Source organism: Micromonospora sp. NPDC005087 (genome assembly GCF_042872965.1).
Classification (GTDB): domain Bacteria; phylum Actinomycetota; class Actinomycetes; order Mycobacteriales; family Micromonosporaceae; genus Micromonospora.
In genome coordinates this window covers 24,095-38,288 of the sequence record NZ_JBIALB010000020.1, presented here as the reverse complement: position 1 = coordinate 38,288, position 14,194 = coordinate 24,095, and the positions used below count along the sequence as shown (strand labels likewise).

At 68.9% G+C, this 14,194-nt stretch carries 15 protein-coding genes and 1 pseudogene; 9 read left to right on the top strand and 7 right to left on the bottom strand.

The features are described from left to right. Window positions 1-561, bottom strand: coding sequence for a hypothetical protein (locus tag ACFYPS_RS31025; RefSeq protein ID WP_354965824.1), 561 nt, complete (start codon window positions 559-561; stop codon window positions 1-3). Between the two features lie 344 nt (window positions 562-905). Between ACFYPS_RS31025 and ACFYPS_RS31020 the strand changes: the two genes are divergently transcribed. From ACFYPS_RS31020 to ACFYPS_RS31005, 4 genes are all read left to right on the top strand, one after another. Continuing rightward, a complete protein-coding gene (locus ACFYPS_RS31020) occupies window positions 906-1,508 on the top strand; it encodes a TetR/AcrR family transcriptional regulator (protein WP_354965825.1) in 603 nt (200 codons plus the stop codon). Then, complete coding sequence (locus ACFYPS_RS31015) at window positions 1,412-1,930, top strand: hypothetical protein (RefSeq protein ID WP_387329138.1); 519 nt, start codon at window positions 1,412-1,414, stop codon at window positions 1,928-1,930. Before ACFYPS_RS31020 ends, ACFYPS_RS31015 begins: the two co-directional genes overlap by 97 nt. A gap of 28 nt (window positions 1,931-1,958) precedes the next feature. Further along, a complete protein-coding gene (locus tag ACFYPS_RS31010) occupies window positions 1,959-3,752 on the top strand; it encodes a glycoside hydrolase family 15 protein (RefSeq protein ID WP_387329065.1) in 1,794 nt (597 codons plus the stop codon). An 88-nt stretch (window positions 3,753-3,840) separates the two neighbouring features. Continuing rightward, window positions 3,841-4,620 (top strand): SDR family oxidoreductase, encoded by a 780-nt coding sequence (locus ACFYPS_RS31005; RefSeq protein ID WP_387329062.1) that lies wholly within the window; start codon window positions 3,841-3,843, stop codon window positions 4,618-4,620. Window positions 4,621-4,664: 44 nt separating this feature from the next. Here ACFYPS_RS31005 and ACFYPS_RS31000 read toward each other — a convergent pair whose 3' ends face one another. The 4 genes and pseudogenes from ACFYPS_RS31000 to ACFYPS_RS30985 all read right to left on the bottom strand — a co-directional run bounded on the left by ACFYPS_RS31000 (window position 4,665) and on the right by ACFYPS_RS30985 (window position 5,565). Further along, on the bottom strand, window positions 4,665-4,931 hold the full coding sequence (locus ACFYPS_RS31000) for a hypothetical protein (protein WP_387329059.1): 267 nt from the start codon (window positions 4,929-4,931) through the stop codon (window positions 4,665-4,667). Further along, complete coding sequence (locus ACFYPS_RS30995; RefSeq protein ID WP_387329056.1) at window positions 4,895-5,095, bottom strand: hypothetical protein; 201 nt, start codon at window positions 5,093-5,095, stop codon at window positions 4,895-4,897. Before ACFYPS_RS30995 ends, ACFYPS_RS31000 begins: the two co-directional genes overlap by 37 nt. 26 nt (window positions 5,096-5,121) lie before the next feature. Further along, window positions 5,122-5,349: pseudogene (locus tag ACFYPS_RS30990) on the bottom strand (TetR-like C-terminal domain-containing protein); the annotation flags it as partial. A 42-nt stretch (window positions 5,350-5,391) separates the two neighbouring features. Next, on the bottom strand, window positions 5,392-5,565 hold the full coding sequence (locus tag ACFYPS_RS30985) for a hypothetical protein (RefSeq protein WP_387329054.1): 174 nt from the start codon (window positions 5,563-5,565) through the stop codon (window positions 5,392-5,394). 161 nt (window positions 5,566-5,726) lie between these two features. Between ACFYPS_RS30985 and ACFYPS_RS30980 the strand changes: the two genes are divergently transcribed. Then, on the top strand, window positions 5,727-7,028 hold the full coding sequence (locus tag ACFYPS_RS30980) for a vanadium-dependent haloperoxidase (RefSeq protein WP_387329051.1): 1,302 nt from the start codon (window positions 5,727-5,729) through the stop codon (window positions 7,026-7,028). Between the two features lie 112 nt (window positions 7,029-7,140). On the opposite strand, the gene ACFYPS_RS30975 is transcribed toward ACFYPS_RS30980, so the two are convergent. Then, a complete protein-coding gene (locus tag ACFYPS_RS30975) occupies window positions 7,141-7,557 on the bottom strand; it encodes a hypothetical protein (protein WP_387329048.1) in 417 nt (138 codons plus the stop codon). A 136-nt stretch (window positions 7,558-7,693) separates the two neighbouring features. Here ACFYPS_RS30975 and ACFYPS_RS30970 point away from each other — a divergent pair, with 136 nt between their 5' ends. The 4 genes from ACFYPS_RS30970 to ACFYPS_RS30955 all read left to right on the top strand — a co-directional run bounded on the left by ACFYPS_RS30970 (window position 7,694) and on the right by ACFYPS_RS30955 (window position 11,617). Beyond that, window positions 7,694-8,737 (top strand): NBR1-Ig-like domain-containing protein, encoded by a 1,044-nt coding sequence (locus tag ACFYPS_RS30970; protein ID WP_387329045.1) that lies wholly within the window; start codon window positions 7,694-7,696, stop codon window positions 8,735-8,737. A 325-nt stretch (window positions 8,738-9,062) separates the two neighbouring features. Continuing rightward, complete coding sequence (locus ACFYPS_RS30965) at window positions 9,063-9,821, top strand: peptidoglycan-binding protein (protein WP_387329042.1); 759 nt, start codon at window positions 9,063-9,065, stop codon at window positions 9,819-9,821. A 53-nt stretch (window positions 9,822-9,874) separates the two neighbouring features. Beyond that, a complete protein-coding gene (locus ACFYPS_RS30960; protein WP_387329039.1) occupies window positions 9,875-10,654 on the top strand; it encodes a peptidase inhibitor family I36 protein in 780 nt (259 codons plus the stop codon). Window positions 10,655-10,690: 36 nt separating this feature from the next. Beyond that, window positions 10,691-11,617 (top strand): peptidase inhibitor family I36 protein, encoded by a 927-nt coding sequence (locus ACFYPS_RS30955; protein ID WP_387329037.1) that lies wholly within the window; start codon window positions 10,691-10,693, stop codon window positions 11,615-11,617. A 72-nt stretch (window positions 11,618-11,689) separates the two neighbouring features. Here the strand turns inward: ACFYPS_RS30955 and ACFYPS_RS30950 are convergent, their stop codons facing one another. Beyond that, window positions 11,690-14,194 carry a DUF4132 domain-containing protein gene (locus ACFYPS_RS30950; RefSeq protein ID WP_387329136.1) on the bottom strand — a complete coding sequence of 835 codons (2,505 nt, stop codon included), beginning with the start codon at window positions 14,192-14,194 and terminating at the stop codon, window positions 11,690-11,692.

Here is a 14,194-nt window from a genome sequence, read left to right as displayed (position 1 = left end):
TCAGTTGGCCTTCGCGCTGCGGCCGAGGCGGAAGGCGGCGATGAGGAAGAAGATGGCGCCGGGGATGGCGTAACCAGCCGCGTTGGTCAGCGACGGGTTGTCCACGGAAGCACCGGCGATGAAGGACCCACCGGCCAGCACCGAGATGCCTCCGCTGATGATCATCGGCCACTGCCCGCCCATCTTGCGACGAGTGACACCCACGATCAGCTGAACCAGCCCGGCCACGACCGCCCAGGCACCCCACACCCGCAGCACCGCCGGAATGCCGGACGCGCTGGCGACGCCCACGCCAACGGCGGCGACCAGGCTGACCGCGATGTTCACGTACAGCAGGGCCGGCGAGCTGGTGGCCCGCGACGAGCGAAGGTCGTAGATGGCGGCGCCCACGTCGAACAGCGGGTAGAGCACGAAAAGCACCACCGTGAGCGGACTGATCTCCTTGGCGGTCGCGATCGTCACGAGTGCCCACACGATGGCGAACGCGAAGCGGGTGAAGTACAGCCGCCGCAGTGCGGAGGCGGTCTGGGAGATAGCGGGCGAAGCAGCGATGGTGGTCACGGCGACCCTTCCAGTGGAGGCGTGGGGATATCGGGCGTTCTGTCACGTTCAGCATTGGCGACTCACACCGCGCGTCGTCAAGACCGAACGTTCTGTCTAGCCCAGCATCTCAGCCTCGCCGCGCGATGTCAAGACCGAACGTTCTCCCCCAGGCTGCGGAAGGCCTCAGGCCTGCCGGTTCGAGTCCACGGCCTGAACCTCGGGGGCGGCTGAGCGAGCGAGTCGGCGACGGTGTCAGGCTCGGCGAGGTCGTCGACGCAGCCGCCCAGCCAGCGGCGCGCGGAGTGCACCGCGGAGGCCGTTCACGCATGTCAGACCGAACGTTCTATCGCTAAGGTGGTGGTATGACCCGCATCGGACCCGACACCAGGCCCTCTGAGGCGCGACTCCGGCTCCTCACCACGGCAACCCGGATCTTCTACGCCGAGGGCATCCACTCCGTCGGCGTTGACCGGATCATCGCCGAGGCAAAGGTGACCCGGGCCACCTTTTACCGGCACTTCCCCAGCAAGGAAGACCTTATTCTCGCCTACCTGCGGGAAGTCCATCAGATGGATCGCGCCGCGGTCGACGCGGCCATCGCCGCCAACCCGTCGCCGGTCGACCCCCTCCTGGCCATCGCCAACTCCATCACTCAGGGCATCCAGTCCCCCGGGTTCCGGGGATGCGCCTTCCTGAACGCCGCAGCGGAGTATCCCGACACCGACCATCCCGTGCGCCAGGAGATCATCGCCCACCGCCAATGGTTCCTGGACACGCTCACCACACTGATGGCGCAGGTCCACGAGGAAACGGCGGACCCTGCCGCGCGCCACTTCGTCATGCTCCGCGACGGCGCCATGGCAGCCGGCTGCCTGTTCGACCCCGCGTTGGTGTCCGAGACCTTCCTCCGCGGAGTCGAAGGACTCCTCCGGATCAATGCCGAGCGCCACGGATCCCCCCGCTAGCACCACGACAGCGTGCGCGGACGTCGCGGCGGCAGGTTCCAGGGCTGCTCCGCATCCTCGACGACACCATGCCGATCAGCGTCCACGACGGACGCCTCGACCTGCTGGCCTACAACGCCGCCGCCGCTGACTTGCTCGGACAACTCTCGGCCTCCGGGCGGTATCGGCGCAACATCGTCTATCAGTGCGTGGCGGTCGGCCGTCAAGCGCCTGCACCACCCGACCCGCGGGTGGCTGACCTTCGACACCGAGGTTCTCCACGATCCCGAACGAGATCACGGGATCATGCTCTACACACCACGCGACACGTTGGCCACCACGATTGGGCGGTGATGAGCGAGCGGCAGGTCTCAGGCCGGCCGCAGGCAGAAGGGATGTCCGGTACCCGCGGGTGTGTCGCTGGCGGGGATCGCCGGGCGTAGGGAGCGCCACCGCGGGTACGAGCCGGGCGTGGCTGTGATCAGTGACTACGCACTTCTCGGCGACTGTCAGGGCGCGGCATTGGTCTCCTCGGACGGGTCCGTGGACTGGTGGTGCCCGCCCCGGTTCGACGCGCCGAGCATCTTCGCGCGTCTGCTCGGCTCTGCCGGCGGCTTCTGGTCGATCCGACCGCTCGGGCCGTACACAACCTCCCGTCACTACCTTGATGGGACGATGGTGCTCCGCACGGAGTTCCACACTCAGAGCGGCGTGCTGCGGTTGACCGACGCCCTCAGCCTCGGTGCCGGGGAACGCGGTCACCGGATCGGCTACACGTCCCCGCACGTCCTGTTACGGCAGGTCGAGGTCGTCGCCGGCGCAGTGGAGGTGGCGATCGAGGTCGCGGCCCGACCCGAGTACGGACTGGTCAGTCCCACGGTTGCCGAAACTCCGGTGGGGATAGAGATATCCGGAGGTGGCGACCGCTTGGTCCTGGCCACTGATCGTGATCTTGCCGTCGATGGTTCGCTGGTGACCGGGCGATTCACTCTCGCAGCGGGCGACAGCGCCGTGTTCGCGCTGCACCACCGCCGGGCCGCCGACCCGCTGACCGTGCCGATCGACGGGCGCGCCGCGCTGCGGGACACCGTCGCCGCCTGGCAGTCCTGGGACCACCTCCACCAGGACTACCAGGGAGCCTATCGGGAGCAGGTCCGGCGCAGCGCCCTGGTCCTTCAGGCGTTGACCTACCAGCCGACCGGTGCGGTGATCGCGGCAGCCACCACCTCGCTGCCGGAAGAGGTCGGCGGCGCGGCGAACTGGGACTACCGGTTCGGCTGGCTCCGCGACGGCAGCTTCACCCTCAAGGCGCTGTGGGTCGCGGCCTGTCCCGACGAGGCACACCGCTTCTTCGACTGGATGGCCGCCTCCATGGGGTCAGTGGACGCGGAGGACCACGTGCCGATCATGTTCGGCGCGGGTGGCGAGCGGGACCTGACCGAACACACCCTGGAGCACCTGGAGGGTTACCAGGGCAGCCGACCGGTGCGGATCGGCAACGACGCCTGGCAGCAGAAGCAACTCGACGTCCTCGGCGAGATCCTGGAGTGCGCCTGGGTCCTGCGGAACGAACTCGCGGATCTGTCGCCCGCCGCCTCGGGCCTGCTGCGATCACTGGCCGACCGGGCCGCCGACAGTTGGCGGGAGCGCGACGCCGGCATCTGGGAAGGGCGCGAGGGCGAGCGGCACTACCTGACGTCGAAGGTGATGTGCTGGGTAGCCCTGGACCGGGCCATCAAGCTGGCGCAGGCCATGGACGCGGAGGCGCACGTCCCGCGGTGGTCGCAGGCCATGAAGCAGCTCCGCGCGGCGATCCTCACCGAAGGCTGGAGCGCCGAGGCCCGGACGTTCACCGGCGCGTTCGGGTCCGACCACCTCGACGTCGGGGTGCTCGTCATGTCGACCGTCGGGTTTCTCCCCGGCGACGACGACCGGGTCCTCGCCACCATGGACGCCATCAGGCGGGAACTGGGAGTGGGGCGGGACGGCCTCTTGCAGCGCTGGACGGGGTCGGGGTTGGAGGGCGCCTTCATCATCTGCTCGTACGTGCTTGTGGAGGCTCTGGCCCTGGCCGGGCAGGTCGACGAAGCCAAACGAATCTTCGAGAGCGTCACCGCCCGGGCAAACGATCTTGGTCTGCTGTCGGAGGAGATCGACCACCGCGACGGCAACCTGATCGGGAACTTTCCCCAGGCGCTGTCCCACATCGGTCTCATCAACGCCGCCTGGGTCATCGATCAAGTCCAATCCGGCAGCAAACCGTAAGGCGGACGGCCGCGCCACCTCCCGTTCGCTTAGGGCCGCGGCACGCGGGTAAGCGCGCCGATGTGACAGCCACGGAGGGAGCGTGCTGATGACCGGACGCCTGACCGGCAGGACTGCCCTGATCACCGGCTCCGACTCGGGGATCGGGCAGGCCACCGCTATCGAATTCGGCCGCGAGGGCGCCGACGTGGTGGTGCACTACCTGCACGACCACGCGGGCGCGAACCACACGAAGGCCGAGATCGAGAGGACCGGCCAACGGGCTGTCGTGGTGCAGGGCGACATCAGCGTCGAGCACCAGGTGGAGGCGATGTTCGACGAGGCCCTCGCGGAATTCAGCAGGCTGGACATCCTGATGAACGACGCGGGCGTGGACGCCTCCGGCATCCCGGTGGCCGACCTGGACACCGCGACCTGGGACCGGGCCATCCGCACCAACCTGTACGGGATGTTCTTCTGCTGCCGGCGGTTCATCCAGCACCGTCGCGACCAGGGCGGACACGGAAAGATCATCAACATCACCTCCGTGCATCAGGAGGTGGCCCGGGCCGGCGGCTCCGACTACGACGCCAGCAAGGGCGGCATGCTGGAGTTGGCCAAGAGCATCGCCCTGGAGGTCGCCCCGATGCACATGAACGTCAACAACATCGGACCCGGCATGGTGCTCACCCCGTTCAACCAGCAGGCGATCGACGACCCGAAGTTCCTGGAAGAGCAGGTGCAGTCCATCCCGTGGAAGCGGGCCGCGCAGCCGGAGGAGATCGCCAAGCTCGCCGTCTTCCTGGCCAGCGACGACGCCGACTACGTCACCGGCTCGACGTACTTCATGGATGGTGGGCTGATGCAGAACCAGGGACAGGGCGCGTAGGCCCCTCGAAGGAACACCACAAGAACGGCCTGGCCAAGAAACGGTCAGCCGGTCCTGGTGGCGAAGGGGCTACCGTCGCCGAACGCGAGCCGCGCGAAGTTTTCAGCGATGCGGCGATGCCCAGCAGGGTCGGGGTGGACCTCGTCGGGTAGCGGGATTTCGGCATAGTCCGCCTCGCCGTACAGGTCGCGTCCGTCGAGGTAGTGCAGGCTCGGGTCGTCGGCCGCGCGCTGTTCGACGATCCGGGCGAGTTCGGCACGGATGACGTTGAGCGTCAGCCGGCCGGCGGTGCGCTCGGCTGGATCGCCCATAGCCTTGAACCGCAGGGTCCCGCCCCCCGCGCGGTCGTCTCCACGTCGACGAAGCCGCGCAGGAGGTCCGCGGTCACCGGGGTGATCCAGGCATGTTCAGTGGTCATTACCTCAAGCCTCTCGACCGAAATCTCGGCTTCATCGCCGCGCCGCGCGGCGAACATCTCGCGGCGGTGCGGCCGTTGTCGGGTCAGGGGGTGCTGCGGTTGCGTAACAGCGCGTCGAGCGAATCCACGACCCATTCCCAGGATTCCTGAGCACCGGGGGCGCTGTGTTCGAAACCACCGGCCAGCTCCAGGCTGACGTACCCGTGGAAGACGCTGCCCAGCATCCGGACCGCATGCGTCGCATCCGGCTCCTCCAATTCGTAGCCCCGCAGGATCGCCCGGGCCATCTGCGCGTGCCGGACGCCGGCGCTGGCGGCCGCCGTTTCCGGACCGAGCCGGAGCCGGGCCGCGGCCTAGCGGCCCGGGTGCTCCCTGGCGTAGTCGCGGTAGGCGTCAGCGAACGCGGCTAACGCGTCCCTGCCGGCACGACCGGCGACGGCGTCGGCGACGCGGTCGGCGAGTTCCTCAAGCGCGAACAGCGCGATGCGGATCTTGAGATCATGTGAGTTCTTCAGGTGCGCGTACAAGCTCGGGACCTTGACGTCGAACCACCGGGCGAGCGCCGAAAGGAGGCGACCGGACGGGCAACCATCGAGGCCTGACGATGCTACTTTCGATAGTCATCGATTCCGCTTCGCACGCCGTGTCTTTCGACGGCCAGCATCGACAACCTACCGACGGGGAGATCATGACGAGCCGCAACCAAACACGCCGTACGATCTGGTCACGCGTCATTCCCGCAGCCTTCGCGCTGGGCTCGCTGGTCGCGTCCACGATGACCGGGCCGGTGCCCCGCGCCGCGGCCGCGATCTCCAGCACCGGCCCCGCCAATCCGGTTGTCACATGGGACATCAATGCTCAGACGGCGATCTGGGACGTCGCGGCTCAGCAACCGAACGAGCAGGTGCGGAGCTTCGCGATGGTGAGCGGAGCCGTCTACGACGCGCTGAACGCGATCGCCGGCACCCCGTACCAGCCGCACCTTGCCGCACCGCCGTCGAACGGGACCGAGTCGGTGGACGCTGCCGTCGCCGCCGCCGCCCACGACGTACTCGCCGCTCTCTTCCCCGATCAGCAGGAGCGGCTTCGGGCACAGTACGACACGGCTCTCGCCGTGATTCCCGACGGACGGTCGAAGCAGCGCGGCATCACGATCGGGGCACGAGCCGCGGACACGATGGTCACCGCACGGCAGGACGACGGCGCGTTCGGGGACCAGCAGTGGAGGAACGGGACAGGGCCCGGCCAGTGGCGACCCACGCCGCCACTGTTCTTTTCCCAGGGCGCATGGACCGGACACATGCGGCCGTTCCTCATCCCCCGTACGTCGATGTTCCGCACACCCGAGCCGCCACGACTGACCAGCAGCGCGTACACCCGCGACCTCAACGAGGTGAAGGAAGTCGGCTCGGGGACGAGCACGGTGCGCACCCGGGACCAGACGGAGGCCGCGATCTGGTGGCACGACCGGCGTTCAGGCTCCTGGGAGATCAAGCGCCAGCTCGCCACCACCCAGCAGCTGGACCCCCTGCAGACCGCGCGTTTCTTCGCGATGACCGACCTCATCGTGGCCGACTCAGGAGTGGCGTGCTTCAGCCAGAAGGACTTTTGGAGCTACTGGCGTCCGGTCACGGCGATCCAACTGGCCGACACGGACGGCAACCCGAGGACGACCGCCGATCCAGGCTGGCAGCCGTTGCTCGTCACGCCTCCCTTCCCCGAGTACCCCTCCGGCCACGCCTGCGGCACCGGTGCGCGGATGTCGCTGTACCGGCACTTCTTCGGCCGAGACGACATCACGTTCAGCGGATCCAGCGTCGACTCCGGCACCACCAGGGAATTCAACAGCTTCTCGCAAGCGCTCAACGAACTCATCGGCGCGCGCGTCTGGGGCGGCGTCCACTTCCGCACCGCTGACGTCGAGGGGGCGAAACTCGGTGAGAAGGTCTACCGCTACGCGGTCCGGCACTACTTCCGCCCCCTGAGGTAGCCCGTCGCCGCCACGAATCCGCACATGTCGCCGGTACCGGCGCCCAGACTCGCGCCGGACGCCGGTACCGGTCAGGCCCGGCGGAGGTGGCGGGACAGGAACGCGTCGCCGGTCAGCAGCGCTCGCCGGTCTCCTTCTGCGCCACGTCGGAGATTCCGCCGAGGGCCCGGGTGCACTCCGCCAGCGTGTTGGCACCCGAGGACCAGACGTCCGGGCCACTCGAGCACTGCAGGTCGCGCAGCGTGCGCCCGGTCACGATCGAGGTGCAGACCTGGTACGAGCCGTGGGTCGCCCGGTACTGCTGCCACACGTACGTGTATGCGTAGTTCTTGCCGCAGCCCTTGTACTGCTTGACCGATGCGGCGGTCTGCCCGCCGACGGTGACGTACGCCGTCGCGCCGATCTGCACCGAGCCCGCGCAGTGCGGGTTGGTCTCGGCGTAGGCGGGTCCGGAGACCGCCAGCGCCGCGGGCACAGCCAGCCCGGCGGCCGCGAGGATGCGCACGCCACGTCGGGAAAGGCTCTTCATCGGTGACCTCCTTCAATGCACCGGGACCGTCGCGCCCGGTGTCGTCATCGATCACGGTGAACGCCGTGGAGGTCCGTTCGGTACCCTCTTACACGCTCTGACAACGCCTGACGACGACGTCTGACATTGGGGATAGATGGAAACCCAGCCTGCTGCCGCCGAGTCGAGTCAAGACGGCGTGGCCACCCAGACATTTGCCGAACAGTTGCGGACGCTGCGTGCCGCCGCAGGCAACCCGTCATTCCGGAAGATGGCTGGGCGGTCGGGCCGGATCTCGCACACGACGCTGCACGAGGCTGCCGCCGGGACCAGGTTTCCCTCGTGGGAGACCACGCGCGAGTTCGTCCGGGCGTGCGAGGCGGACGAGGCTCAGTGGCGGCGCGGATGGGAGGACGCTCAGCGCCGGGGGGCGAACCACGATGCCCCGGAAGGCGACCTGGCGCCGGTCAGCACCGACTCCTCGGCCGGGGTCGACACGCCCGGCACCATGGACACTGTGCCAACCGGCGCCGTGGGCGCCGAGACGTTCGACGCCGTGGCCACACCGGCGGCCGGTAGGCCCCTGGTGTCCCGCGTCGCCGCATCTTCGGACCTCGTGCCGCAGGGCCAACGCGCGCTGCGGGCGGCCGAGCACCCACAGGCAGTTGCGCAGGACGAGGTCACGGGCGCGCGACGGCATCGGATGCCGTGGCTCGCCACCGCCGCAGTGGTGGCGGTGGCGGCGATGGTCGCCGTTCTGGCCGCCACCGTCCGCGACCGGTCGTCCCTGGACGACGCCGACGCCGTCGCGGTGGCGCCGACATCGGCAGGATTCTCGGACGCGATGATTCCCGGGGACTCGACCCAGTTCGTCGCCGACGTCACCATCCCCGACGGTACGCAGGTGAAGGTGAACGCCCACTTCGTGAAGGTGTGGGCGCTCAAGAACACGGGATCGGTCGACTGGCACAACCGCTTCCTGGCGCGGACGAACCCCACCGGTGACGATGACGGTTGCCGGGTGCCGGATCGCGTGGCGGTCGGCGACACGCCGCCCGGCGGGCAGGTGATGATCAGTGTTGCGGTCACCGCGCCGAACCGCCCCGGGAAATGCTGGGTCAGCTGGAAGATGGTCGACGAGCACGGGAAGGCCTACTTTCCCAGTCGCCGGCCGGTGTACTTCATGGTGACCGTCATCTGAGCAGGCCTGGCGGCAACGGGTCCCGGGTCGCCCCACCGGTGTCAGGCGCGAGCGCTCCATGTCAGACCTGGGCGCCACCCGATCTGACAACACCGCATCCATCGAGGTCGGTGACGACCCAATAGATCTGACAGGACGGCGGGGTACCGAACAACAGGCCGCTTCTCGCAGGGTGATGTCCGTTCCGAACGCGACTCACCACCTACGAGGAGGATCGACCATGCGCCGTCCCTGGTTAGCCGTCGGGCTCGCCGCGCTGTGTGCGGCCGTCGGCGTCCCGGCCCATGCGTGGGCGGCGACACCCGGTGCCACAGCGCAGCGAACGGTGTCCACGGCCGCGCTGCCGGTCGTGGACATGGAGGCCACCGTCCTGGCCGCCCAGATCGACCCCCGCCGTGCCGACCACACACTGACCCCGGGCGCGAAGAGTTCCGTGCTTGCCGTCGAGCAGGCGCTCCAGGCTCAGAACCTGCTCAACGGGCAGTGGGTCGACGGCTACTTCGGCACCGAGACCATCTCGGCGTACGCGGCGTACCAGCGCTCGCTCGGCTACACCGGCCTGGCCGCGAACGGGCTGCCCGGCACGACGTCGCTGACGAAGCTCGGGCGGACCCGGTACACCGTCGGCAACACGATCGGCCCGGGCGCGAAGGTCCAGCGGGACGGGTACGTCGTCGACGCCCGTACGCAGGCGATGTTGGCCGAGGCGCAGCGTCTGCTCGGTCACACCCTGGTGCTCGAGCAGGGCTCGTACAACCCCGGGGGCGACCCGACCTCGGCCGGTACGCACGACGGCGGGGGTGTGGTGGACATCGCGGTCACCGGCATGACCGCGGCCAGGCGTACCGCCGTCGTCCGGGCTCTACGCCAGGTCGGCTTCGCCGCCTGGGTCCGGAACCCGAGTCAGGGTGACTGGCCGTGGCACATCCACGCCGCGGCGATCAGCGACACGGACCTGTCCAGCCAGGCGCAGCACCAGACCGGCGACTACTACCTCGGCATGAACGGCCTGGCCAACCAGGGCCCGGACGACGGTCCCCGGATTCCGATCAAAACCTGGGAGCAGTACCAGCGCGGGCAGTGACCCGCACCCGAACCGATCCATCAACCATCACTCACTGTTCACGAGAGGGCACCATGAACATCCGCAAGAGCCTCGCCGTCGCGGGCGCCGCGCTCGCCATGACCACGTCCATCCTGGCCGTCGCCTCGCCGGCGCAGGCGGCGTCGCGGGACGGGGTCTGCGACAGCGGCGAGTTCTGCTACTACTACAACAGCGGCTACGCCGGCTCGATCTCGGACTTCACCGGGTCGATCGACGACTACGGCACGACCCAGCCGTCCTGCTACGAGTTCAAGGGCGCGGGCAATGGCCAGGGCCTGTGCGTGAAGAACAACGCCGCGTCGGTGTGGAACCGCACCAGCAAGACCGTGGTGGTCTATTTCAACAGCAACTACGGCGGAGCGAGCCAGTCGTTCGCGGCCGGGGCGAAGGCCAACCTCAACGCGACGCTGAAGAACAACAACGCCTCGCACAACATCGGCGGCACCAGCGGCACCAACCCGGCCGACCCGCGCGCGGCCGAGGCCGTCGCGTTCGCCAAGGCCCGCCTCGGGCACACCGACTGGAACAACGAGTGCGAGCTGTTCGTCGAGCGGGCCTTCGGCACCAGCGGCCGGTTCGCCACGGCCCGTACGCACTACCAGTGGCAGAAGGACAACGGGCGCATTCACACCGGCTCGGTGCCGCCGGCCGGAACCGCGGTGTTCTTCACGTCCACCACGTCGGCGGGGCACGTCATGCTCTCCATCGGCGGTAACAGCGCCATCAGCACCGGACCGACCGTCTACCAGACCAGCACGTTCCGGGATCGGTCCGACTACCTGGGCTGGGCCTACGTTCCGAGCAGCTGGTGACCCGGTATGCACTCCACTTCTGATCGGCGGCCGCGGATGACCATCCTGAGAAAAGTTCCGGGCCTTCTGGCCGTCGTGGTGGCGGCGCTCGTCGGCGTCGCGGTGGCGCCCGGTGCGGCGTCCGCCGCCGATCGCGACGGGGGCTGCGACAGCGGCGAGTTCTGCTACTACTACAACAGCAACCAGGCCGGCTCGGTCTCCGACTTCACCGACTCCCTGGACGACTACGGCACGACCCAACCAACCTGCTACGACTTCAAGGGAGCGGGCGCCGGCAAGGGCCTGTGCGTGAAGAACAACGTCGCGTCGGTGTGGAACCGCACCGGCAAGACCGTGCGGGTCTACTTCAACAGCAACTTCGCCGGTGCGAGCCAGGACTTCGCGGCCGGGGCGAAGGGCAACCTCAACGCCACGCTGAAGAACAACAACGCCTCGCACGAACTTGTGAGCGGGCCGACGGGCTGTAGCACCGACGGCACCAACAGCAAGCTGCCGACCACCATTCTGGTCTACCGGGTCAGTCTCGGGCGAGTCGACCGGGTCGACTTCAAGACGTACGTCAAGAACGTCCTTCCGAACGAGTGGGTGACCAGCTGGCCGGCCGCCTCGCTGGAGGCCGGTGCCATGGCCGTCAAGAGTTACGGCTGGTACTGGGCGCTGCACTCGACCCGGAAGACCTCCGGCGGACAGTGCTACGACGTCCGTGACGACACCGGCGACCAGGTCTACCGGCCGTCGTCGGCGCAGGCGTCGACGTCCGCCGCGGTGGACCGCACCTGGTCAATCCGGCTGACCCGCAGCGGCAACATTCTGCGGGCGCACTACTGCGCCACCACGACCGCGTGCGGTGGCTGGGTGGACGGGGACTGGCTGTCGCAGTACGGCTCGCGTGATCTCGCGAACGCGGGCAACAACTACCAGGCGATTCTGCGCTACTACTACAGAGACGTGACGGTTTCCTGACGTCACGCACCAACCGCGCCGCCCGCCGCAGATCCGCGGTGGGCGGCGCGCTCGTGGCTACGGCGCGACCCGTCAGCCCCGTGCGTCGAGCTGCGCCAGGATCGCCGGGTCGGTGATCCTCTCGTCCTCATTGAGCAGGAGGACCTTACTGAGGATGACGCTGGTCATCCGGTCCTCGTCGGCGAATGGCAGAAACAGGCTCCGATGGGCGGTGCCGCCGAACGAGGCGGGAACCACGCACAGGTAGCCGCCGGGCTCGACGTGGATACTGCCGCTGTTCAGGTGCACGCGATAGGTGGCCCGGGAGCCACGGACCACGGCCGACGTGCCGTCGACGGCCACTCGATCCAGCCCGAGATCGTCGATCAGGCTGGCCAGCAACTGGACCCGGCTCGCCGCCTGTGGCGGCGAGGCGTACCCCGCCGGGTCGATCCCGGCCACCGACACGACGAGGTCCAGATCCCGCATGACTTCGGAGAACGCCACCGGCGGCACGTCGGCCAGGGGAACTACCGAGCCGGCGGTCAGGAAACGCAACTCGCCGACGACCGCCTCTCCCCCGCCGAAGTAGCCACGCAGGTCGCAGACCAGCGCGGCGGTGATGTCGGTGGTAATCAGCTTGGTTGCCTGGTGCTCGTCATATTGGTCATGGGTCGACCAGCCGCGCCCGGACAGCAGCTGGCCCGACACCTTGCCGTCGACCGTGTGTCCGGCAAACCGCCTCGACACGTCGACAGCGTCGCGTTCAGCCGGAGTCAACAGGTACAACTCCCGGAACGCGTGCTTCACGGGTTGCCGGATCCGGTGCCGGACGACCTTCGCCTGCCAGTGGGCGAGCAGGCCCCGCTCGTACAACCGCAACGGATGCACCACCGTGACCGGACCGTCGAGGTCGACCTGGTCGAGCAGGCCGATCGTGCCCGCCTGGTCCTCCCAGATCAGTGCGGGGAGCAGCACCGCGCCGGCCGGCAGGCTGCGCAGGCGGGCGAGCTCGTCGGGGGCGACGGTGCCACCAGTGGCGACGAGCCGCTCGATCAACCCGGTACGCATGCGGCGCGCCTGGGCCCGTAGCCGTTCCTGGTGTTCGCGGACTTCGGTGTACCGCGGGTCGGTGCGTACGGCGGCCGGCACCGACTTCAGCTGCTTGCCTGCCTTGCTGACCGTGATGAGCGGCTCGGCGCCGGACAGCCGCAGCGCGACCGTGTAGTCGCCGACGTGCCAGTCGCCAGGCGCCTCGGCGGCGATGCGCGCCTCGCAGTCCCACTCAAGGCGACTGGCGTCCGGGAAAGCGGCCACCTGGGCGAGGTGGTCGAGGGCGACTGCGACCGCCGCGGCGTGGCTGTGCCTGCGGTTCGGGCCCAGCTTCAGACCCCGCTTTGCCACCTCTCGCAGCGCCAGATAGCGGTCGAGCACCGTCTCATCGTCGGCCAGCGGCAGCAGGCCGAAAGCGGCGATGGCCGCCAGGGCGTTGTGCTTGACTCGCTTGGAGACGGCTGGGCGGTTCCAGCCCAGAGCGGCGGAGACGATCTCGCTCGGGCAGAGCTGCAGCAGCGAGCGCGCACCGTCGACGCCGGCCTGCCGCACGGCGGCGAGGATCGCGCTCCGGTCCTGCCGTACGGCTTCCGTTGTGGAGGTCGCCCGCACCAACCGCAGCAACGGCGCCGCCCCGGGCAGCCCGAGCAGTGGCAGCAGCACCTCGGCGTCTCCCGCCGGCAGTCGCAGGTCGAAGGCGTATCGCTGCTGCTCGGCCGGGCGGTCCCGCAGGTGTTCCACCAGAGCCGTCCGCTCGCCGTCGGTCAGCTCGGCGGCGCCGAGGCGCACGGCCATCCGGCGATCCGTTCGTCGCTCCACGGCCCGAAGCACGAACCGCAGGCCTCGTGGCACCAGCACCTCGGGCAGCGCCGCCCACTCGGGCTCGGACGGCGAGGTCAGGCGCCAGGCCAACTCGTCGAAGTAGTCGCGCACTGCGGGCGCACAGGCAGCGGGCGTCAACCGCGCGGCGCTGTCCGTCGGGGAGCGTCCGACGATGGCGTTTCCCAGGTACATGTCGTCGGTGAACGCCCGCTCGATGATCTCGACATCGAGCGCCCCCACCTCGTGCAGGGCGTCCAGGACCCGCGCCACGGTCTCCCGACGGGCGCGACCCAGCGGAGTGCGGACCAGCAGCCGCAGCAGGTGCACATCGCCAGCGTCGATGGCCCGGGCGGCCAGGGGCTCGAGTGGCGGTTCACGCCAACCCTCATGACCCACAATGGAGGCGAGCAGGGCCGTCCGGCTGGCGGTCGGCCACGGGGCATCCAGGACGTCTGTCGGATCATCGGGCCTCTGCACGGGAAGCGCCGCATCGTAGATGTCATTCAACGCCGCGTAGACGTCACCGACGTTCGAGTCCAGATGCCCACCGGTGCGGTCGATGCTGTTGCCGGCCTCCAACGCACGCCGGATCTCGTCGGCGTAGGCCCGCAGACCTGGCAGGTCACCGGCTTTCGCCAAGGCCGAGGCCTCGTCGACCATCCGCCACAGGGCGTCTCGCTGGTGACGGACCTCGTCGGCAAACATCTCCGGCACATCCACCAT

Coding starts and splice junctions, on each gene's coding strand:
- ACFYPS_RS30970 (WP_387329045.1), top strand. CDS start 7,694: ATGGAAACCCAGCCTGCTGCCGCCGAGTCGAGTCAAGACGGCGTGGCC.
- ACFYPS_RS30955 (WP_387329037.1), top strand. CDS start 10,691: ATGACCATCCTGAGAAAAGTTCCGGGCCTTCTGGCCGTCGTGGTGGCG.
- ACFYPS_RS31020 (WP_354965825.1), top strand. CDS start 906: ATGACCCGCATCGGACCCGACACCAGGCCCTCTGAGGCGCGACTCCGG.
- ACFYPS_RS30995 (WP_387329056.1), bottom strand. CDS start 5,095: ATGTTCGCCGCGCGGCGCGGCGATGAAGCCGAGATTTCGGTCGAGAGG.
- ACFYPS_RS31000 (WP_387329059.1), bottom strand. CDS start 4,931: ATGGGCGATCCAGCCGAGCGCACCGCCGGCCGGCTGACGCTCAACGTC.
- ACFYPS_RS30960 (WP_387329039.1), top strand. CDS start 9,875: ATGAACATCCGCAAGAGCCTCGCCGTCGCGGGCGCCGCGCTCGCCATG.
- ACFYPS_RS30950 (WP_387329136.1), bottom strand. CDS start 14,194: ATGGTGGATGTGCCGGAGATGTTTGCCGACGAGGTCCGTCACCAGCGA.
- ACFYPS_RS30980 (WP_387329051.1), top strand. CDS start 5,727: ATGACGAGCCGCAACCAAACACGCCGTACGATCTGGTCACGCGTCATT.
- ACFYPS_RS31005 (WP_387329062.1), top strand. CDS start 3,841: ATGACCGGACGCCTGACCGGCAGGACTGCCCTGATCACCGGCTCCGAC.
- ACFYPS_RS30975 (WP_387329048.1), bottom strand. CDS start 7,557: ATGAAGAGCCTTTCCCGACGTGGCGTGCGCATCCTCGCGGCCGCCGGG.